Annotated in this window: 14 protein-coding genes, 5 pseudogenes and 1 riboswitch; of the genes and pseudogenes, 10 read left to right on the forward strand and 9 right to left on the reverse strand. The window is 45.5% G+C overall.

Annotation, left to right across the window (positions count from 1 at the left end):
- Nucleotides 1–31: 31 nt before the first annotated feature.
- From V6N89_RS03270 to V6N89_RS03280, 3 genes are all read left to right on the forward strand, one after another.
- Complete coding sequence (locus tag V6N89_RS03270; RefSeq protein WP_338516329.1) at nt 32–1252, forward strand: alginate export family protein; 1221 nt, start codon at nt 32–34, stop codon at nt 1250–1252.
- Nucleotides 1252–1509, forward strand: a complete 258-nt coding sequence (mobA, locus tag V6N89_RS03275; protein WP_346993393.1) for a molybdenum cofactor guanylyltransferase — start codon at nt 1252–1254, stop codon at nt 1507–1509. Before V6N89_RS03270 ends, mobA begins: the two co-directional genes overlap by 1 nt.
- 77 nt (nt 1510–1586) lie before the next feature.
- Nucleotides 1587–1880 (forward strand): hypothetical protein, encoded by a 294-nt coding sequence (locus V6N89_RS03280; protein ID WP_346993394.1) that lies wholly within the window; start codon nt 1587–1589, stop codon nt 1878–1880.
- Here the strand turns inward: V6N89_RS03280 and V6N89_RS03285 are convergent.
- The 5 genes and pseudogenes from V6N89_RS03285 to ccoG all read right to left on the reverse strand — a co-directional run bounded on the left by V6N89_RS03285 (nt 1869) and on the right by ccoG (nt 8191).
- Nucleotides 1869–2460: pseudogene (locus V6N89_RS03285) on the reverse strand (HD domain-containing protein). The gene V6N89_RS03280 and the pseudogene V6N89_RS03285 overlap by 12 nt on opposite strands.
- 104 nt (nt 2461–2564) lie before the next feature.
- Nucleotides 2565–3197 (reverse strand): thiol:disulfide interchange protein DsbA/DsbL, encoded by a 633-nt coding sequence (locus tag V6N89_RS03290; protein WP_338516333.1) that lies wholly within the window; start codon nt 3195–3197, stop codon nt 2565–2567.
- Nucleotides 3198–3485: 288 nt separating this feature from the next.
- Nucleotides 3486–5408 (reverse strand): TonB-dependent receptor plug domain-containing protein, encoded by a 1923-nt coding sequence (locus tag V6N89_RS03295; RefSeq protein WP_346993395.1) that lies wholly within the window; start codon nt 5406–5408, stop codon nt 3486–3488.
- Nucleotides 5409–5490: 82 nt separating this feature from the next.
- Nucleotides 5491–5762, reverse strand: a riboswitch (cobalamin riboswitch).
- Nucleotides 5763–5779: 17 nt separating this feature from the next.
- On the reverse strand, nt 5780–6763 hold the full coding sequence (locus tag V6N89_RS03300) for a serine/threonine protein kinase (protein ID WP_338516338.1): 984 nt from the start codon (nt 6761–6763) through the stop codon (nt 5780–5782).
- A pseudogene (ccoG, locus tag V6N89_RS03305) lies at nt 6760–8191 on the reverse strand (cytochrome c oxidase accessory protein CcoG). Before ccoG ends, V6N89_RS03300 begins: the two are co-directional and overlap by 4 nt.
- 458 nt (nt 8192–8649) lie before the next feature.
- Between ccoG and V6N89_RS03310 the strand changes: the two are divergent.
- Nucleotides 8650–9012 (forward strand): hypothetical protein, encoded by a 363-nt coding sequence (locus V6N89_RS03310; RefSeq protein WP_338516339.1) that lies wholly within the window; start codon nt 8650–8652, stop codon nt 9010–9012.
- A 238-nt stretch (nt 9013–9250) separates the two neighbouring features.
- Complete coding sequence (locus V6N89_RS03315; RefSeq protein WP_346993777.1) at nt 9251–9775, forward strand: DUF3016 domain-containing protein; 525 nt, start codon at nt 9251–9253, stop codon at nt 9773–9775.
- A 102-nt stretch (nt 9776–9877) separates the two neighbouring features.
- On the opposite strand, the pseudogene V6N89_RS03320 reads toward V6N89_RS03315, so the two are convergent.
- Nucleotides 9878–11640 (reverse strand): annotated as a pseudogene (locus V6N89_RS03320) (acyl-CoA dehydrogenase family protein).
- Nucleotides 11641–11855: 215 nt separating this feature from the next.
- Between V6N89_RS03320 and V6N89_RS03325 the strand changes: the two are divergent.
- Nucleotides 11856–12607, forward strand: a pseudogene (locus tag V6N89_RS03325) (SDR family NAD(P)-dependent oxidoreductase).
- 49 nt (nt 12608–12656) lie between these two features.
- The gene (locus V6N89_RS03330) at nt 12657–13529 is read left to right on the forward strand and encodes an amidohydrolase family protein (protein WP_338516344.1); all 873 of its coding nucleotides are present in this window, start codon (nt 12657–12659) and stop codon (nt 13527–13529) included.
- 2 nt (nt 13530–13531) lie between these two features.
- Here V6N89_RS03330 and V6N89_RS03335 read toward each other — a convergent pair whose 3' ends face one another.
- The 3 genes from V6N89_RS03335 to V6N89_RS03345 all read right to left on the reverse strand — a co-directional run bounded on the left by V6N89_RS03335 (nt 13532) and on the right by V6N89_RS03345 (nt 16146).
- Nucleotides 13532–14716 carry a mandelate racemase/muconate lactonizing enzyme family protein gene (locus V6N89_RS03335; protein ID WP_338516345.1) on the reverse strand — a complete coding sequence of 395 codons (1185 nt, stop codon included), beginning with the start codon at nt 14714–14716 and terminating at the stop codon, nt 13532–13534.
- Nucleotides 14717–14743: 27 nt separating this feature from the next.
- Complete coding sequence (locus tag V6N89_RS03340; RefSeq protein ID WP_346993396.1) at nt 14744–15511, reverse strand: class II aldolase/adducin family protein; 768 nt, start codon at nt 15509–15511, stop codon at nt 14744–14746.
- An 89-nt stretch (nt 15512–15600) separates the two neighbouring features.
- Nucleotides 15601–16146 carry an NUDIX hydrolase gene (locus V6N89_RS03345; RefSeq protein WP_346993397.1) on the reverse strand — a complete coding sequence of 182 codons (546 nt, stop codon included), beginning with the start codon at nt 16144–16146 and terminating at the stop codon, nt 15601–15603.
- 223 nt (nt 16147–16369) lie between these two features.
- Between V6N89_RS03345 and V6N89_RS03350 the strand changes: the two genes are divergently transcribed.
- From V6N89_RS03350 to V6N89_RS03360, 3 genes and pseudogenes are all read left to right on the forward strand, one after another.
- On the forward strand, nt 16370–17419 hold the full coding sequence (locus tag V6N89_RS03350) for an efflux RND transporter periplasmic adaptor subunit (protein ID WP_338516346.1): 1050 nt from the start codon (nt 16370–16372) through the stop codon (nt 17417–17419).
- Nucleotides 17420–17434: 15 nt separating this feature from the next.
- The gene (locus V6N89_RS03355) at nt 17435–20539 is read left to right on the forward strand and encodes an efflux RND transporter permease subunit (protein WP_346993398.1); all 3105 of its coding nucleotides are present in this window, start codon (nt 17435–17437) and stop codon (nt 20537–20539) included.
- Nucleotides 20540–21108: 569 nt separating this feature from the next.
- A pseudogene (locus tag V6N89_RS03360) lies at nt 21109–21515 on the forward strand (phosphate ABC transporter substrate-binding protein).
- Nucleotides 21516–21547: the final 32 nt, after the last annotated feature.

The following is a 21547-nucleotide window of genomic DNA, read 5'->3' on the forward strand; positions in this document are numbered from 1 at the left end:
GCATAAATAACAAGATTGATAGGGAAAACACATGAACACGCTACAAAAAGCTAGCTTAACGCTTCTTTCAACATCAATACTCGCCACGCTTGGTACTCACGCTTCGGCCAATGCTATTCACGAGGCGCTAAGTAATTCGACGGCGTATGCAGACATTAATCTGCGTTACGAGTCGGTAGAGCAAGACAACGCATTGAATGACGGTAGTGCACTGACGTTAAGGACGTGGATAGGCTTTTCAACAGGAAGCGTCAACGGGTTCTCCGTGACTGCTGAAGTAGAAGACAGCCGCATTGTGATGGGGGAAGATGATTTCAGCGTTGGTCCAACAGGTTTTAATGTTGGTGAGTATTCTGTTATCGCTGACCCTGAAACCACGGAGTTAGACCAAGCTTATCTCCAGTATAAAAACGACAACTTTACCGCACGTGTCGGTCGCCAAGTCATTACGTTAGATGACCACCGTTTTGTCGGTCATGTGGCGTGGCGGCAGGACAAACAAACATTTGATGCGGTGAGTGCTAAATATGCGGTGAACAAGGATCTCGAGTTCTTTTACAGCTACCTGTACAAACGCAATCGTATATTTGCCGAAGCTGCTGATTTGGACTCGAAAGACCATATTGTGCATGCGACCTATAAGTCGGACATTGGTAAGTTTGTAGCGTATGCCTATTTATTAGAAGTCGACAATAACACTGAAAATGCGCTGGATACGTATGGCGTTAGCTATGACGGTAAGACTAAAACGGATAGCGTAAGCTGGGCATATGGTGGTGAGTTTGCAACGCAATCAAGCGAGTCAGGTACAGGGGAAAGTGCTACGGATTTTGACGCGTCATATCTAAATGCGTATGTAGCCGCAACGGTATCAGGTATCACGGCTAAGGTAGACTACGAGGTGTTGGGCTCTGATGATGGACTTTATGGTTTTGCTACACCGCTGGCAACGCTACATAAGTTTAACGGTTTCTCTGACCTCTTTCTCGCTACGCCACAACAGGGGCTTCAAGACTTGAAGTTTTCACTTACAGGTAAGTTGGCTGGGGGCAAATGGCTTTTGGCCTATCACGACTTTTCCGCAGACGAGAGCACGCCTGGCGTGGATGATTTAGGTACAGAAATTAACGCGCAATACACCAAGAAGTTTGCTGGTAAGTATCGCTTCGGTATCAAGTATGCGAACTACGATGCCCAAGACATCAAGGTGGACACAAATCGCTTCTGGATGTGGATAGGCACGCGTTTTTAATGAGCATACTCACGACGCCGAGTTATCACAGTGACGGGCGCGCTAATCGTATTAGCGCGTTCATTCTGTGTGGTGGTCAGTCTCAGCGTATGGGGCAAGACAAAGCGTCGCTTCTGCTACATAACAGGCAATTTTTGGATATCGCGAAGCGTACAACGAAACAAGCTGGCATTGCGCACACGTTTAGTGTGGGACGTAGAGGGAGTGATATTGTTGATAGCATGCCGTTTCAAGGGCTTAGCAGCAGCACTTATTAACGCTGCAAACCAATACATATCTTCACTAAACTATGATGGCGCTAAAAACGACCATCTAGAGGCAATTGAGCATATGCTTGTTCTGCTTAGTAGATATGCCGCTGCTGAAACCTGCTTCGTTGACGTATTTGGTCAATCACGCTCTTTCATTAGCGCAGAGCGTTCACTTTGAGGGGGAATGCTTCCCTTTCTTTTTGTATGACCTAAAACGTCATCAAGATGCCTTAAATGCCTTGTTGTTTGAAAACAAAACACCATCTCTTCGCGCGCTCATTAAAGCGGTGAACGCGCACAGTATTTCCGTACCCAAAGGGCTCTCTCAGTCTTTACTAAACGTGAACACGCCTTTTGAATATGCGTTAATTTCGTAACCAGCCATTTTCAACCGCAACATCCAGTTGCGTCATGACATATTCCCAAAGTGCAGGGGCGCACTGTTTAAGATGAAGGTTGCGTTTCTCTATCTTGCTTCGCGCAATACCATGTTTGCGCCAGCTACCGCCATTGTCTTTCATATTTTGAAAAACGGGCAATACGCGGTCCATGGCTTTGGCAAATTCAGCGTCAGGTGTCGTTGCTTCTTCAAACTCTAACCAAAGGCTTAATAACTCCTCGCTCTGAGGGCTTGGCAGAAGACCAAAAATTCGCTTTGCCGCTGTTAGCTCCTTTTCTGCTTGAGCATCGTGATCTTGTTGGTCGTTAAATGCGAACATATCGCCGAGCATCTATCTCTACTACATCATGAATAAGGATCATGCGAACAACCCGTGAAACGTCTATTGCTTCAATAGCGTATTCGCAAAGCATGGTGGCCATAAGTGCTACATGCCAGCTGTGTTCTGCGGAATTTTCTTGTCGATAACCATCACCAGGCAGCAATATCTGGCGCTTCACCGCTTTTAGACGGTCTAATTCGACAATAAAGTCTGCAAATTCACTTAACCTTTCCATGTTGTCTCAACCTCAATACGTAGAGTATGAATAGCGAGTTTTTTGCTCGCGTTACCCAAATAAAAATGGGCGCGAGTGCGCCCATTTAATAGAAAAAAGAACAATTACTTCTGTTCAGATAGCCAAACAATCAGGTCAGCAATATCATCAAACGTCATGTCTGCGGTGAAGATAGGCTGGTATTTACCGTTGATGATAAAGCTCGGAACGCCCGTTAGATGCTCGCGATATGCGTCGATTTGCTGTTGGTTTTTGCGCAGCATGCTGTTTACGCCAAAACTTTTCGCCATTTTATCAAACTCTTCGCCGTCAACACCGTTCACAACAAAGATATTACGAAGATCGCGAAGTCCAGTTATAGACGCGCGCTGCTTGTGAATATAGTTAAAAATGGCGCCATTCATAGCGTCTTCTTGTTTCATCGCACGGGCAATTAGCATTGCCTTAGTGGCCGCATCCTGAACGTCAGGACCTGTAAAACGCATGAAGTTCACATGCACTTTATTGAACTTAGTGCCTTCACTTTTCTTCTGCTTAATTTGGGCAACGATTGGCTCGAATTGAAAGCAGTGTGGACACCAAAATGAGAAATACTCAGTAATGACGGGTTTATCCGTTGCTTCTTTGTCCAAAACAGCATAGTGCGTGCCTTCCTTCCATTTAGATGAAGACTCTTGTGCACACGCCGTGAGTGGTAAAAGCAGTGCCATGACAAACATTACCGCAAACTTTTTCATGGAAACAATTCCTATAGTATTTAAACAATTAACGCCGATGAGATTATCACAGGCGGTTGAGGTTAACTAGACTGGTATTAATACCACAGTCTGAATACGCGACCAGTCCCACAAAAAACACAACGAATGGACATGGATTGCCTACCAAAGAGAAGGCTTACAATGCGTATTTCTTCGCACTTTCATAGTTTGGAGAAAAATAAATAAGGGGCGCGCAGCCCCTTAAATTAGTTATGTGTGCGTCATTTTGAACAATGACGCTTGTGACCTTTACTAACCATATTAAATCTACATGGTGTAGTGAACAGTTAAGAGAGCCCTTCTTTCTTGCCCAGTAAAGCCCACAATATCTTCATAGTCAGTGTCGAAGGCGTTGTTGACTTTGAGAGCAGTCTGCCATTTGTCGTCTATTTGATAGCTAAGATTAATCGTTGCCAACGTGTAAGCCGATAGCGCCAGGGTTTGTGAAGGCTGCGGGAAAGGAGGGAAGAAAGTGTCAAAGCGAGTACCCGTGTAGGCCAGCTTTGTGTAAAGGGTAAACTTATCGGTACCTAAGTTTGATGTAAAGACCAATGCACCTTGATGTTGAGCGCGTCGCAGTTCTCGTGTTGTGATATCTGCGTTGGTTTGCTGTGCATCAAGATAGCTGTATGAAGCCGCAAAATTACCATAACTCGTCTGCCAATTTAGCTCAAGGTCAACGCCGTCGCGTTCGCTCTCGCCGTCAACATTGTCTGCACTAAACGCCTCTAAATCTGGCACAAAAACAAAACCATTGATTTCGTCTTCAAGTTGCGCGGAGTAAATGCTGATTTGGCCGCTAATAGTTCGCCAGTTAGCTTTGACACCTAGTTCAAACTCTTCACTGGTTTCGGGCTCAAGATTTTCATTGCCAATGAAACTTGCAGGGAAAAAGCCGAATCGCTCGGTGAATGTAGGTGTTTTAACTGCGCGGCCAAAACTGGTAAATAATGCATAATTCTTATGAACCTGCCACGTTAGTCCGGCGCGATAGCTAGTTGCACCGTCAAATTCACTATTATCGTCAATACGAGCACTCAGCGTGGCAAAAACGTTGTCGCTAAGCTCGCCATTGGCTTCTGCAAAAATACTATGGGTGTTGTCATGTTGTTTTTGGTTTGGATCGCCGAACCCGATAGGGCCGCGTTGCTCGAATAAGCGTTGAAGGTATTCCACACCGCTTACTAGCTGCCAATTATCTACGCTGTAGAAGTTTGTCCAATTTAGCTCAAGACGCTCACCAGTGGTGCCTCCAGTATCGACGCCGGAAGTCGTATTGTCATTTTCATCTTTGCGATACTGCGCAGTAAGTGCTGAGCGGTATGATGATGTTGAAGGCGTGTAATCCCAACGCAACCGCGTACTAAGTTGGAATCCGTCTGTTACATTGTCTGAATCTGCTGGTAACCCTGTGTTGACGAAGTCAGTGCCATCATAATTATTTTCGTAGTCAACGGTTCGTAATTGAGCGCTTAATGCGTGTTCCTTATTGGCGTTATAGGTTAGGTTTAGTCCAGCCGTTAGGTTGTCATAACCATCATCTTCACTGCCGCTGCGCGCAATATTGTCGCCATCAGTGGTGACGTAATTAGCGTAGGCACCAACGCGAAGGTTACCTTCTTGCGCCGTTGCATTAACACCGCCTTGGTACGTGCCTTGGGTTCCGGCTCCAGCTGTTAAGCTTACAACAGGAGACGAAAGGTTTGATTGGCTAGCTTTGGTGGTAATACTTAAAACTCCTCCAATAGCGCCGCTTCCCCAACGAGCACTTTGCGGGCCGCGCAGAAGTTCAATTCGCACAACATTAGAGGTAGTCAAATGTGCAAGGTCAATTAGGCTTCCTTGTCCTACATCGTTGGCTACAACACCATCGATAAGTACAAGTAAGTGGTTCGACTCGCTACCGCGAACGCGAACTTCCGTTAGGCCGCCGGGGCTTCCAGATTGTGACAGGCTAACTCCCGGCAGACCGCGAATAAGCTCTGTGAGCTGTAATGCCCCTGAAGCTTGAATATCTGCCTGTGTAATAACCGAGACTGAACCCGGAAACTGAGTCAGCTGAATAGGTAGTCGAGAACCTGTTACGGTCAGCGTTTCAATGTCATTGCTAGTAGATTGAGAAAATACAGGTGTGCTTAGGCTAGACACAATTGCAGCCGTTACAGCAGAACGAATAAAATATGTACGCATGGTTTTATGTGTTTTCGTAAATGTACTCCGCCCGAGTACATGTGGATGAGGTAGTAAGTCGAACCAGTGTGAATAGGTTTTTGCTTACCGTGAAGCACAGGCCGGTATCCGGGCTTACTCATCAACTCATGGTGCAATACCGTGGTCGATTCTTTTACCTTCCCATCAGGGGCAGCTGATATTCATCAAAAATACAACCGCATTAAAGACAGTGGCGTGTGAAAAGAAAATGTCGAGTAACGACATTGAGTTTACCGTTGCGGGGGCAGCATCAGGTTTTCACTGATTTCCCGTTTAACGCCAATAACGGGACAGCTTAGAGGTTATTGGCGCACCTACGCGTCACGCAGTATATAGAAAAGGTAGATAGTTTAAAACCCAAGCTTAAGCGGGGGCTCTTGTAAGGCTGAAAGCTGTTCTTTAAGCGCTAAAATTTGACCTTCCCAGTACTTGTCTTCAGCGAACCATGGGAACGCGCGAGGAAATGCTGGATCTTCCCACCGTCGCGACAGCCATGCCATATAGTGGACCATCCGCATAGCACGTAAAGGCTCAATTAAGGTTAACTGACTTGTATCAAAAGGATGAAACTCTTCGTAAGCTTCTACAAGCGTGTCTAGTTGAAGTAGCTGTTGCTGGCGGTCGCCACTAAGCATCATCCACAAATCTTGAATAGCGGGGCCCATTCTACAGTCATCTAAATCGACAAAAGTAGGGCCGTCACGCCATAAGATATTACCAGGGTGGCAGTCGCCGTGAAGGCGAATAGATGAGGTGGGACGGTAGGCACTTTTAGTCGCCTCAATAACTGGGTTGAGAATAGCGAAAAATGCGGTTTTTAAATGCGCTGGCAACAGCGTGCTTTGCTCAAGCACGGCCTTTGGTTCGTCGAGGTAACTTTCCACATCTATGGCAGGGCGGTGCTCAAAAGAGGTTGCCTGTGCTACCCGATGTATACGCCCGATAAACCGTCCCATCCACTCTAGCTGATCAAGGTTATCATTCTCGAATTGCCTTCCTCCAACAGAGGGAAAGAGGGCAAATCGGTAGTCAGTGCCATTGACACTGTGATGATGAAGCGTTTCGCCATTTAGTTTGATAGGTGCAGCAAGCGGTATCTCATTATCAGCAAGGGCATGAGCAAACCCGTGTTCTTCCAAAATTTGGGCGTCAGTCCAACGCGCTGGTCGGTAAAACTTGGCCACATAGCGCTGTCCATCTTCAGCAAGGAATTGGTACACCCTGTTTTCATAGCTGTTAAGCGCCAGCAGCCCGCTTTGTAAAAAAATGCCCTGTGACTCCAGGGCATCTAAGATGGTGTCGGGGCTAAGCCCCGAGAAAGAAAAATCTGTCATCGATAAAGAAATTTGGTTGGTTCATCAACAGTAACCGTTTCTCCATCAATGGTGGTGGTTACGCTAATAAATATGTCGGTAACCGTATCTTCCAGATTATAGGCGTCGGTTGCAACCGAAATTGGTGTGCTGTAAACCGCACCGCCTTTCACCGTTACTTCTTGCTCGCCAATGTACTTATAATCAGGCAACCCTTTGATGGCTATTGTATAGGTATGCGTTTGCTGAGTTTTGTTTAACACTTTAATGGTGTAAACATTTTCAATTAACCCTTCATTGGTTTCGCGGTACAGCGAATTTCTATCGCGAATAATATCCACTTCTGTAGGGCTGCGTGTCCAGATGTTAGCAAAGAGTAGCCCCATCATAATGACCAGTACGACAAAGTAACCTATAAGTTTGGGGCGAATTATGTGCGTTTTACCCCCAGACAGTTCTTCTTCAGACGTAAAGCTAATGAGGCCTTTGGGATAACCCATTTTATCCATCACGCCGTTGCACGCATCGACGCACGCGCCGCAGTTTATGCACTCATATTGAAGACCATTTCGAATATCAATGTAGGTGGGGCACACTTGCACGCACAGGTTACAATCAATGCAATCTCCAAGCCCCTTTTCTTTTACTTGCTCGTGTGAGAGCTTACGAGGCCGAGGGCCGCGCTGTTCACCGCGATTAGGATTGTACGACACAGTAAACGTATCTTTGTCGAACATGGCTGACTGAAAGCGCGCGTACGGACATATATGCGTACACATGATCTCGCGCATATAGCCAGCGTTACCGTAAGTACAAACAGCAAAGAAAATGACTGAAAACCCTGCCCAAAAGCCAGTGTTGAACGTGAAGAAGTCGACAAAAAGTGCCCCGATAGGGGTGAAGTAGCCCACAAAAGTTAGCGCAGTAAGTAAGGCAACGACTACCCAAGCAGTATGTTTGGCCGTCTTTCTTAAAAACTTATCGGCGTCCATAGGCCTTGCGTCTAGCGCAATACGTTTGTTTCTTGGCCCTTCGCACTTCTCTTCAAACCACGTGTAAATGTATACCCAGGTAGTTTGAGGGCACATAAAGCCACACCACACACGCCCTGCAAACGTAGTTACGAAAAACAAGGCAAAAGCAGATACAATAAAGATGTAAGCAAGCAGTGTGAGGTCCTGCGGCCATAGGGTGAGAGAGAAAATAGTAAAGCGCTGTTCACCAATATCGAGCAGCACAGCTTGCTGACCATTGTATTGAATCCATGGAATGACGGCGAAAAGTGCCAAAAAGAAAAGACCGAAAAATCGTCTGAAAGACTCAAGTGGGCCCTGTACGGCGCGCACATAGATGCGACTGCGAGAGTCGTAGCGTTTCTCACCAGTGACACCTTTGGGCTTGTGTACTTTTACTCAGCGTTACATTTTTTACCGGTATCTGCTCATTCATAATTAAACCTTAGCTGAAGTTGCTAACTGCTTATGCAGTATAACATCTTGCACTACAACATATTTAATATAGATCAATGATGGTGAGCATCATCTATATTTTGAAAGTTTGAGTCAATGATGGCAATGCCTTGCCAGGGGGAATTGATTTCCCTTTGTTAGGTTGTTATTCCGTGCAAGCATCAGTACCTTCTTCTTCGGAAGCGCAAAGTTACATAAGATAAAGACTTAGCTGCGCATACTTGCGTATATTTGTGCGTGTGTACAGTGAATACGACACTATTTTATCATCAGTGGTAACATAATCACGACAAGGAGCGTTATATATCGACAGAAACAGTGGTCAATGCTTGCTGGTTTCCTGTACAGTTGTTCGTGGTCTATAATCTTGAACAACTAAACGTGAGGGAACATGTACCGAATTACCCTTAAACGTCTGTCATAATTAGCTGAGATGTCATGTTACGCTTTTTTATTATTGCTGCTGAAATAATAGTTCTGGTCATCGTTTTGCGTTCACCCTTCGCTCAGTATCTTTTTGAAGATATGCAAAATTCTATATCTAATTGGCTAACAGAAATGGCGACGCTTCCCGAGCGCGAAAAGCTCGATACCCTCAGAGTGCAGATAAATAGTCAGTTAAGCCCACTTAAACCTTATCAACAAGCCTACGTACTAGAAATTACAAAAGACGCCAAAGCGGTAAAGCGATTCCATAAAATGTACTGTGAAAAAAGCGACATTAATCCCAACTTCACGGGAACTAAACGTGCCCACCTATGCCTAATTGTTAAACAGTCGCCCATAATGCAGGAGCCCTAATAGACGGCTCCACGCTTGACTATATTGGCAGCGTAAAATTAGCAGTGTAATTAACAGCGTGTTGTGAACTGCCTTTTTCCTACCAATGTATTTAGTTATGTGGCTTTAAGTATGTGGCGTCTTATTGAGGCATTAAGCATGACTTGCAATAATAGATCGTTGTTGTTGATTAGCGTGTCGTGTTCAATTCAAACGCCTGCGAAAGAGGAGCGTTATTGTGAGTAAATTAAGTTCGCTATTGGTTTTAGGTAGTGCGGCGCTATTGGGATGTTCTGTGTTTTCAATATCTACACATGCCGCTGAAGTCAAAGTGACATGGGAGGAACCCGAGTCATACTCTGATGTTCGCCCGTCAAACGAGACACGCAAACGGTTTAGAGATCGCACGTTTAGCCAACTAGAAGCCCATATCGTTGAATTAGCACAAAGTTTGCCTGAATCGCAAACCTTGTCTATCACGGTCACTAATGTCGATTTGGTAGGTGAAGTCTGGCCTAGTCAATTTGTTGGATTCGGCATGGGTGGACCTAACGATATTCGCGTTATACGTCGAATTGACATTCCAAGAATAACCTTTAGCTATTCGTTATCAGATGAAAATGAGCAAGTCATTGTCAGTGAAGATGACGTAACCATTAAAGACATGAATTTTATGGAGTCGGCGATAAGGCGCCATCGAAACGATCCACTATCGTATGAAAAAAATATGCTGGATGATTGGTTTGCCGATACATTCCCTAAGCAAGTGGCGGTTAATAACTAATGGCTAAATAAGCTTGAGCTTTATCACGTATACAAAATCTTTTTTGAATAAAAAAGGTCGCCAAAGTAGGCGACCTTTTTAATTTTTTGTCTGTATGTTGCTTTACAAGTAATCGAACTCACTGCCAGCAACAGATAACGTGCTTTCAGGGCCAGCTTGATATGCCGACTTATGAGCATCGCGACGTGGCAAAATGCGCTCGATGTAAAAATCTCGTGTCTTTTGTTTAGACGCGGCCAGAACAACATTGCCACCACGCTGCGCAGTGTCTGCCATGCTGTACCACAATACACCAATAAGCGAATACGCGCTGTATGCAAGATAATCACACGCCGCTGATGCTGCGGTGGTCGGATCCATGCCCAAGCACTCTGCCGATGAAGCGCGCCAGTCGTCCAAGATACCTTGCGCAAGTGTTTTGCTGTCTGAATCTTGAATATCAGCAACGAGTGCATTGAATGCGTTGTACGTGGCTTCCATCATCTGACCACCGTCGCGAGTAAGCTTACGGCCGATAAGGTCAAGTGCTTGAATGCCGTTTGTACCCTCATAGAGCATGGCAATGCGCACATCGCGCATAAGTTGTTCCATTCCCCACTCGCGAATAAAGCCATGGCCGCCGAAAACCTGTACACCAATACTGGTGGTTTCAAGACCCATATCAGTCATAAACGCTTTACAGATAGGCGTAAGGAATTGAAGAATTTTGTCGGCATTTTCTTTGTCTTCGCCTTCGCCAAGTTTCTCTACGTCCATAAACTTTGCGTACAGCAATGACAGCGCGCGGCAACCTTCAATCAACGACTTTTGTGTAAGCAGCATACGCGCAACATCAGGCTGGAACACGATTGGATCAGCTTTACCTTCAGGGTTTTGAACGCCTTGTGGGGCGCGTGACTGAACGCGTTCACGGGCGTATGTTAACGCACCTTGGTATGAAGCTTCTGCCGCGCCTAGACCCTGCATGCCCACTTGAAAACGTGCGTCATTCATCATGGTAAACATACACGCAAGGCCTTGGTTCTCTTCACCTACAAGCCAGCCAGTAGCGCCATCAAAGTTCATAACGCAGGTCGGGCTCGCTTTGATACCCATTTTGTGCTCGATGCTTCCAACAGATAGGCTGTTTGCTTCGCCTGGTGCATTGTTCGAATCAGGTAAGAACTTAGGTACTAAAAACAAGCTAATGCCTTTCACACCTTTTGGCGCATCTGGCAAACGAGCCAGTACAAGATGAATAACGTTATCACTCCAATCTTGGTCGCCTGCAGTGATAAAAATTTTGTTGCCAGTCACTTTATAGCTACCATCGCCCTGTGGTTCAGCTTTTGTGCTTAGTAGGCTTAAATCGGTTCCAGCGTGAGGCTCAGTGAGGTTCATGGTACCTGTCCATTCGCCGCTGATAAGCTTGGCTAAATAAATGTCTTTCAGTGTTTTGCTAGCATGCTTGGTAACGGCGAGCGTCGCGCTCTCAGTTAGCATGGTAGTCAGGCGCCAACTTAAGTTTGCCGCATTGAGCATTTCATGAACCTAAGCACAGCCATAGTGTAAGGCAAGTCTTGACCGTCATACTCGGCTGTACCGAGCATAGCATTCCAGCCGTTTGCGACATATTCTTGATAAGCTTCGGCGAAACCTTTAGGCGTAGTCACCTTGCCGTCTTCCAGCCTACAGCCTTCCTCATCGCCCTCGCGATTCAGCGGCGCAACCACATCAAGAGCGAACTTCGCACCTTGTGAAATAATTTCATTGGCCAGATCACTATCGAAATCGCTAATACCGAGCTTTTCGTAGTGGGCATCAAGTCCAAGCCAGTCTTTCAGAAGAAACTGAAAATCAGCTGTTGGGGCATGGTACAGAGGCATGGATGACTCCTTTTTCAAACAAGTGTTTTAATTTTGCCTATTATAGTCATAAAAAGCATAGTCAGAGTAGCCCGTTTAAGGAAAGTTAATGAAAATACCTTTAAGAAGACGCTATCCATACGGATGTTCATGGCGTCCTTCATACGCAAAACTTGCTTTTTTATTGGGTATTGGCATGCTTTAGCGTATCTAAGATCAATTCGTTGCGAATAAGTATGGTGAGTGAGAAACCAGTCTGTATTGTCACAGGTGGAAGTCTAGGTATTGGACTGTCGGTGTGCGAAGTGTTTTCAGAACACGGTTATCAAGTGGTTAATTTAGATATTCGCGATTTTGATGTTGCACCAGAAAACGCGCGTTGGAAGCAGTGCGACGTCAGCAAAGTCAGTGACGTGGATACAGCCGTATCCGAGGTGTTAACGGCGTTCGGACGGGTTGACGCAGTGGTATGCAACGCAGGTATACATGTTTCTGCAACCATTGAAGAAACAGAAGAAGACTTACTCGACGCTGTATTTAATCTTAATGTGAAAGGTGCTTACGCAACGATTAAAGCCTGTTTGCTTAGGTTATGAAAACTCAGAAATCTGGCGCAATTGTGGTAATGGGCTCTGATCAGTCATTTGTGGGCAAACGAAACTCGTTTGCTTATGGACTGACGAAATCAGCCCTTGCGTCGCTTGCTAAAACAACAGCACTTGATTATGCCTCGTATAATATTCGAGCAAATGCGGTTTGTCCTGGCACCATAGAAACACCGCTATTTCACAATGCTATCGATAAATACGTTGCACGCTCTGGCGCTGACAAGGCCGAAGTGGTGGCAGAGGAGGCGGCGGTACAGCCCATTGGTCGCTTAGGACAGCCAAGAGATGTCGCCGAGCTTACGTATTTTTTATGTAGCGACAAGGCCTCGTTTATCACAGGCAGTTTGCACGCGGTAGACGGTGGATATACGGCGCAGTAAACGCAGTATGAACAATCGTTAAAGTCACATACATCGGTAGCACATAGTAATGCAAAACGAACCCATCGCTTGGGTAGACCCACATATACACTTCTTTGCACTCAATGAAGGTGATTATCATTGGCTCAAGCCTGCCAATCCTCCTATGTGGGCTGATAAGTCACATATTGCGAAGCCCCATTACGAACGAGATTTAGTGTCTCACAGCAAAAACTCGTTAGCAGGGTTTGTGCATATTGAAGCTGGTTATGACAACGCCCACCCCTGGCGAGAAGTACAGTTTCTTGAAAAACATTGCACAAAACCTTTTAGAGCAGTGGCAGGTATCGATCTGCTTTCATCAAATGCCGCATCTCACATCAACACGCTCGCATCAATGAAGTCGGTATCGGGTCTTCGACACATTCTCGATGAAGATGCCTTGTTTATATTGCAACACCCAAAAGCGCTTTGGTGTTTTTCACATATGTCTGCGATGGGTCTATCTTTTGATGTACAGGCCGATATGAGTTGTGCGAAGACCGTAAACATCCTACTGCGTATATTAGCCCGCAACCCGTCTTTAAAAATGACGGTTAATCATAGTGCTGTTACGCCACAAGATACCACGAGTTTGGCGTTTTTCACATGGCGAAAAAACATAAAGCTGCTTGGCTCAACCGGACAAGTGGCATTTAAATTTTCGGGGCTTGAGATGCAAGACCGCGTTTGGTCATGGCAGACAGCGCTCAGGCGTTTTGACGTGCTTATGTCTGAGGTGGGGGAGGATGCAATTATGTTTGCCAGCAATTATCCGCTTTGTACATGGCGTATGCCCTACAGTCAACTTTGGCGGGGCTATGAAAGGCTAACTAAGGGGCTAACAACGCAAGCACAACAGAAGCTGTGCTTGCAGAATGCTCTTATTTGGTACAGGTTTTAATGCTATTTCAGTGCACTTACCGTCATATTTGGTGAGCGGTAAACCACTTCATCGTTTAGCTCAATACCAATCCCTGGTGTGTCTGGTGCTTCAATGAAACCATTCACTGGCTGTGGGTCTTGAATACACAGTTCGCGATTCCAGTCTTTTATTGCGTAGGTGTGATGTTCGTGGATAAGAAAGTTGGGGATAGCTGTTTCAAGATGCAAACTTGCCGCTGTGGCGACAGGGCCACCGCAGACGTGTGCCTGTATACGCACATCGTAGATATCGGCATAGTCACATACCTTTTTCGCTTCAGTAAACCCACCACACAAGCCGACGTCGGGCTGTAATACGTCAATAGACTGGTCTTCTAAATAAGGACGTACGTCCCAACGATGATACAAGCGCTCTCCGCCAGCGATTGGTACGTTGACGTTCTTTGCTACTTTATCGTGAAGCTTTGAGTTTAGGTAGTTAACGGGTTCTTCGTAATACAAACAACCGATTTCTTCGACAATGTCACCTAGCTGAATAGCGGTAGAGGCGCCAAGCAAACTATGACACTCAAAAATAATGTCTCCATCTTCACCCATGGTATCGCGAATAGCCTGCAGCCTTGCTTTAAACAGCTTGAGCTCTGGCTTGGTGAAGAGTTTAGTTCTATCAAAGTGCGTATTGCCATCTTTGTCATAAACTATCGGGTCTACTTTCACCGCATCGTATCCGTCCTTTAGTGCCTTTTCTGTGGCACGGGCATAGTCAGCAGGATCGTTCAGCTTGGTTACCTCTTTGTCCCAATCGAACTGAAGTTGACTTGCGTAGCTGCGCAGCTTGCCATTTGTTTTACCGCCTAATAGCTCATAAACGGGCAGACCTAATGCTTTACCCTTGATGTCCCACAATGCTGTATCAATGGCACTCATCGCTGCATAAATAACAGGGCCGCCGCCCAACCCCCAAAATCCTTCGCGCAACATGCGTGACCACAAAAGCTCGGTATGGAACGGGTTAAAGCCAATGAGCATGGCCTCAGCAATTTCCTTAATCATATGTGCCGCTGCACTATGACCCCAGTCATAAGCAAGCCCAGCCTCGCCTACGCCAGTTAGTCCTTCGTCGGTGTAAACTCGCACGAAAACAGGGTTCCATTGCGGACGCTTTGGGCATTCGATATCAAATATTTCTACTTTGGTCACTTTCATAATTGTGATGTCATTCCGTTTTAGAGGCTATTCGCAAAAGCGAGGATCAAGTTTATACGCTTTACGCAGCATCGCTGGCCATGCTTTCTGACCACCTGTTTCGCCACTGTGCACGACATTAGCTTGTTCATATATACCGTCAATAATAGGCTGAGGGATTTCCACGACGTCTTCATTTGACTGCATAAGGGCAAGCTGAATTTCACAAGCCCGCTGTAAGTCGTAAAATCGCATGAAGGCATCACCCACAGTAGGTCCAAGCGTTAGACCACCGTGGTTGGGCAACAACATGTGGTTTGTGTCCCCCAAGTCTTCTTGCAATCGGCGCTTCTCAGTATCGTTTACTGCTAGTCCTTCATATTCGTGATATGACAACGAGGGCAGCGAGAAAAGTGAGTACTGACTCCAAGGTTTTAGTCCGCCTTTTACAGAAGCAACGGAAATGGTTGCTAAGGTATGTAAATGAATGACGCACATGGCGTCATGACGTACTTCGTGAATAGCACTGTGAATAGTAAAGCCGGCGGGGTTAATACCGTATGGAGTATCGTCAAGGATATTGCCGTTAAGGTCTACTTTTACAAGGTTCGAGGCGGTGACTTCTTCGAAAGTCAGACCGAACGCGTTGACAAGGTAATGGTCTGTACCGGGGACTTTAGCTGAAATATGGGTATAAATGAGATCGCCCCAACGCATATCGGCAACCAATAGGTAACAAGCTGCAAGGTCGACTCGTGTTTGCCATTCCTCATCAGATACTTTGCCTTTAAGATTTAAACTTGGCAGTGTGAACAAGTCACTTCTCCTCAATTGATACTATCGGTAATTTACCAACACACATTCGGTTGAACAATGCTTTGTCGGTAGATGATACTACTAGGTTGTTATTGCTTATTTTTAATTGCTATATAGCCGTCACGAAGAGGGATTAAATCATCGGAAAATCGCAGGTCATTGTGATCAAGCATAAAGGGGTCAACCTTTTCCAATGATTTCACTTCTACTGCAGCCCAGGGGGGCGCATCAAAAATGGTGGGTAAGTCATTTAATCCAGCATTTAGGTCGCAACCAAAGAGTAGTAGACCTCGTGATGTTGTGCCTAAAAACTGTTTAACCTCCACGTTGAACCCAGTTTCTTCCCATGTTTCTCTGTGTGCATTGCATGCTGCCGACTTATCCCCATCTTTTCCCTCTGATTTCCCTCCGCCTGCAAAATCAAGTTTGCCCGATAAGCGGTGTCGTATCATAAGCACAGTATTGCCTGAGGTGATGATACAAGCTGCAGCGTCATAGTCATGGTCTTGGATGTCGGGAAATTCGAGAGCCAATGAATCAGAAACACGGCAGCTCGGTATTTCCGGCGCACTCGGTGTACACGCAAAAAGCGTTAAAACTGCCAAAATAGATGATAAGCGAAAAAAGAACGACATTGATTTGGGTAAAATACCTAGCTTAATAAAAGTACGTATAGCTTTGTTATCGCCTCTTGTGATCATTGTATTAAAGGTTATGGCGATAGCAACAGCGCAAAGTAAGAAAGAATAACAATAAAGTAGGTCATTTATCGACTAGAGTTTATCTACTCGAGACGTAATTGCCTGCTTACTGAGTGCAGCCATCAGTTATGGTCGCATATTTAATATAGGAAATGCTATGTCTTCACGATTTTCTCTGTCACCCCTGTTTTTTGGCGTGCTACTTTTGGCAGGTGTTGTCGCGTATCTCAACATTCCTGAGGATGAAGCTGCGAAACAAAATGGGCCGCGAGCAACGCCAGTAAAAACGGCAGTGGTCTCTTCAAAGACGTTTCCAATTACTATTGAGTCATTAGGAACGACCATCGCGAATGAGTCGGTAAATATCACGGCCCAAGTGACAGACACGGTTCAGGCAATCAACTTTGACGATGGTGATAACGTCAATAAAGGCGACTTGCTGGTACAGCTCAACAATACAGAAGAGCGAGCACGAGTAGAAGAACTTAAAGCCAATATTGAGGAAGCGAAGCGACAATTTACCCGTGTTGCCGACCTTAGGCAGTCAAATGCAACGTCTGAGCAGTTGCTAGACGAACAGCAAGCACGAGTAAAAGCGCTTGAAGCGCAACTTGATATTGCCCGCGCACAACTTAGCGACCTGCAAATTCGAGCGCCATTTAGTGGTTTGCTCGGTAATCGAGAAATTAGCATAGGTTCACTTGTCCAGCCGGGTAATACGATCACCACGTTAGACGATATCAGCGTAGTGAAAGTCGACTTTAGTGTAGCGGAAAACCACCTAGCTAGTGTTGCTAAGGGACAGCGCATTGTTGCGTCTTCTGTCGCGTATCCAGGAGTAGAGTTTGAAGGTGTTATTAGCAATATTGATACACGCTTAGACCCTGTAAGCAGAGCGATTCGTGCTCGCGCAATTATCAATAATGATGATAATAAACTGCGTCCAGGTATGTTGCTTACCGTAACGGTGGAAAAGCGTGTGTTAAACACCTTAGTGCTACCAGAGAAGTCTCTTGTTCCTGTTGAAGATAAGCAGTTTGTCTATGTAGTAAAAGACAACGTGGCACATCAAATTGAAGTGCAGATAGGGGAACGTCGACCAGGGCTAGTGCAAATAGTCAGTGGCCTTGAAAGTGGAGATGAAGTTATCACCGAGGGAACGCTGCGTGTGCGAGACCAGTCTCCTGTTAATGTACTTAACCGATAAGTAGGGGCCACAGCTATGTTACTGTCAGATGTCTCGGTTAAGCGCCCGGTTTTTGCTACCGTTATAAACTTACTCTTAATTATCTTTGGTGTTGTAGCCGTCTCTATGCTCTCGCTGCGAGAGTACCCCGACATTGACCCGCCGATAGTGTCGGTATCGACAACCTATACGGGGGCGTCAGCCAATATTGTTGAAACGCGGATTACCCAATTACTTGAAGATCGTATTTCGGGCATCGAAGGCATAAAAAATGTCACATCGACATCTCGCAACGGCCGCTCTGACATCACCATCGAATTTAAACTGTCTCGTGACATCGATGCTGCGGCAAACGACGTAAGAGAACGTGTTAGCCGCGCCCTCAATAATTTGCCAGACCAAGCAGACCCACCTGAGGTATCAAAAGCAAACTCAGATGAGAGCGCCGTGGTGTGGTACAACTTGAGAAGTACAAACCTTAACACAATGGAATTGACCGACTACGCTGAACGCTTTCTTGTCGATAGGCTCTCAATTGTTGATGGTGTCGCGAGAGTTCAAATTGGTGGTGGCCGTCGCTATGCCATGAAAGTCTTTTTAGACAGAAATGCCATGGCTGCGCGAGGTATAACCGTCAGCGATGTAGAGCAAGTTGTGCGCGCTGAAAACGTTGAATTACCAGTAGGTGAAGTTGAGTCCACGGACAGAAATTTTGAAGTACGTGTGGCGAGAACCTTTCTGACGCCTGATGATTTTGCTGCGCTTACGGTTGCGGTGGGTGACAATGGTTATCTGGTAAGACTCGGCGAAATTGCCCATGTTGAGTTGACGGCCGAAGACGACGAGACTGAGTTTCGTGGTGATGGCGTGAATATGATTGGTTTGGGTATCATCAAACAGTCTAAGGCCAATACACTTGATGTGGCACGCGCTGCCAAGGCGCAAATTGAAAGAATAGAAGCATCCCTACCTGACAATATTTTTATTGTCCCGAGTTATGATTCATCGGTATTTATTGAAGCATCAATAGAAGAGGTATATCAAACCCTTGCTATTGCCATGCTAATGGTAGTGATCGTGATTTATCTTTTCTTGGGCAACGTACGTGCAACACTTATCCCCGCAGTTACCGTGCCTGTCTCGGTTATCGCTGCATTCATTGTGATGTACGCACTAGGCTTCTCAATCAACCTACTTACGTTGCTTGCTATGGTTTTAGCAATAGGTCTTGTGGTCGACGATGCCATTGTTGTACTTGAAAATATTTATCGCCGTATCGAAATGGGCGAACCCCCTATTTTGGCTGCCTATCGCGGTGCGAGAGAAGTGGGCTTTGCGGTTATTGCAACGACCTTAGTATTGATATCTGTGTTCGTGCCTTTGGTATTTTTGGAAGGTAATATTGGTCGCTTGTTTACAGAGTTTGCTCTAGCCATTGCGGCTGCCGTGGCATTCTCAAGCTTTACTGCATTAACACTATCACCCATGATGGCGTCCAAAATTCTTAAAAAGCGCGAGCGCTCTTCGGGGTTCGGTAGTTGGATGGATAAGCGTTTTAGCGCGTTAGAAACGCGATATTTTAATAGCCTTGGTAAGACACTTCATCAGCCGATACTCATGCTTCTTATGCTGGTAATTGCCATTGTCGCCATCGTACAACTCTCTGAAAAGGTGCCAAGCGAATTTGTGCCTAAAGAAGATAGAGGTAACTTCTTCATTTTGATGAATGCACAAGAAGGCGCAAGTTTTGAAAGTAACGCAGCCAACTTAAAACAAATTGAAGATGTGCTTATGCCTTACCGAGAAAGCGGCAAAATTAACCGCCTGTTGGTAAGGACGCCGGGGTTCGGTGGCAATGCGGGTATAGCTATTGTAGGGGCAGCTGATTGGGACGAACGGGACTTTAGTACGTTTGAACTAATGGACGAAATTAGCGCAAAACTTAATGCAGTACCTGATGTTCGTGCCTTTGCCATTATGCGAAGTGGTATTTCCGGTGGGGGGTTTGGACGACCCGTACAGTTTGTTTTGCAAGGCGACACTTATGAAAATTTAGTGGCATGGCGTGACACCGTGCTAGAAAAAGCCAGCGAAAATCCCAGCCTAATTCGCCTTGATTCAGACTATAAAGAAACCTCGCCGCAGCTGTTGGTTCAGATTAACCGCGATCGCGCCGCTGACTTAGGGGTATCTATCAGTGATATAGGCCGAACATTAGAGGTGATGTTAGGTCAGCGTCGCGTATCTACGTTTTTAGATCGCGGCGAAGAATATGACGTCATTCTAGAAGGCATCGAGGCTGACTTTAGAAGCCCAAACAGTATAGAGAACTTGTATGTGAGATCATCACGTACTGGCGAGCTCATTCCTATGGACAATTTGCTCACCTTTGAAGAGCAAGCTACATCATCAAGGCTTAATCGCTACAACCGCATGCGCGCCGTTACGATATCGGCAAATTTGGCGGACGGTTATACTTTGGGTGAAGCGTTGGCTTACTTAGAAAATATCGTACGTACAGAGTTGCCTGACAACGTTTCTATCGACTACAAAGGCGAGTCTCAGTTGTATCAAGAGGCAGGGAACTCCTTTATTTATGTCTTTATGTTAGCACTTGCAGTGACATACTTAATTTTGGCCGCGCAGTTTGAAAGCTGGGTACACCCCCTTGTCATTATGCTCACTGTACCGCTAGCACTGGTTGGTGCGTATATTGGACTATTCTTCTCGGATATGACTATCAATATTTACAGTCAGATAGGACTAGTCATGCTGATTGGATTAGCAGCCAAAAACGGTATTCTTATCGTTGAGTTTGCCAACCAACTCCGAGATACAGGCATGGAGTTTGAGCAAGCCTTAAAGCGCGCCGCAGCACAGCGCTTACGCCCTATTGTCATGACCGGCTTTACAACCGTATTCAGTTCTTTGCCGTTGGTACTGGCTTCAGGGCCTGGGGCGGAAAGCCGTATGGTCATTGGGATGGTAATTTTTTCAGGGGTACTTGTTTCGGCATTTATGACATTGTACGTGGTACCGACAGCTTATAGTTGGATGGCGCGCAATACGGGCTCGCCCCTTAAACGTACACTTCTAATTGAAGCCCTTGAGAAAGATATTCCCTATAAAAAAGGCGAATAGTGGTGAAGAATAAGAGCGGGTAAGGTTTTTGGTACACGTTGCTGAAAAAATGCACTAAAAATCTTTGCCCGCGCTTAGCGAACATATTAATTTCGCTCGCTTTTAACTCATCAATTAGTCTAGGAAAGGTATAAATACTGACCATTCACGTATTTAATACTATACCTGTGCATGACTTTATGTATCACATTAGTATATTTAAGTTGCCTGCAAGTGCATGATAATAAATGGATTTATTGAGTGATATTAGTTTCCATTTGTTTTGCTTATCCTTATCTATAATTTCGGCTGAAATCGATTAGACAATTGTATAGTTGATTAAAGCTGCTCTTGCTCTAAACTGCGCTCCAAATTCAAACGCTTGTATAAGTTGCTAATTTTAAAACATTAAAATCCTGACGATATTTTGTTGTTAGGTGGCATATATGCCATTTGTGACTAATACTTATTGTGTATTGCGCGAAGTCAAAGAAGTTTTGGTATAACCGTTGATACACTCAATGAAAAGAAGTGTACACATGGCAAGACGCTAAGCGTGAGCAGCATCCCAAACATTGAGAGGACACATGATGAAGAAATGGATACTTGCAGCAAGCCTATGCTGTAACGTAGCTTTTGCTGAAGTAGCGGTAATCGTTCATCCGAGCAACGGTGATGCGTTGGATAAAGACAGCATCAGTCGCTTGTTTTTAAACAAAGCGAAAGCATTCCCAGGCGGCGCAACCGCTGAACCCGTTGCACTTGGAGAAGGCCAAGCGGCAACCGATGAGTTCAACAGCAAAGTGCTAAACAAATCTGCTGCACAGCTAACCGCATTTTGGTCAAAATTAGTCTTCACAGGTAAAGGCCAGCCACCTAAGGCGCTATCAAGTGACGCAGAAGTTATCTCTACGGTCGCGGGTAATCCTGGCGCTATCGGATACGTAGATGCTTAAGCGCAGTAAACGACAGCGTTCGCGTTGTTGCCACTTTTTAATCTACTGTCATATTTAAGAATCAAGGAACACG

It is taken from the genome of Alteromonas gracilis (genome assembly GCF_036870955.2).
Taxonomy (GTDB): domain Bacteria; phylum Pseudomonadota; class Gammaproteobacteria; order Enterobacterales; family Alteromonadaceae; genus Alteromonas; species Alteromonas gracilis_A.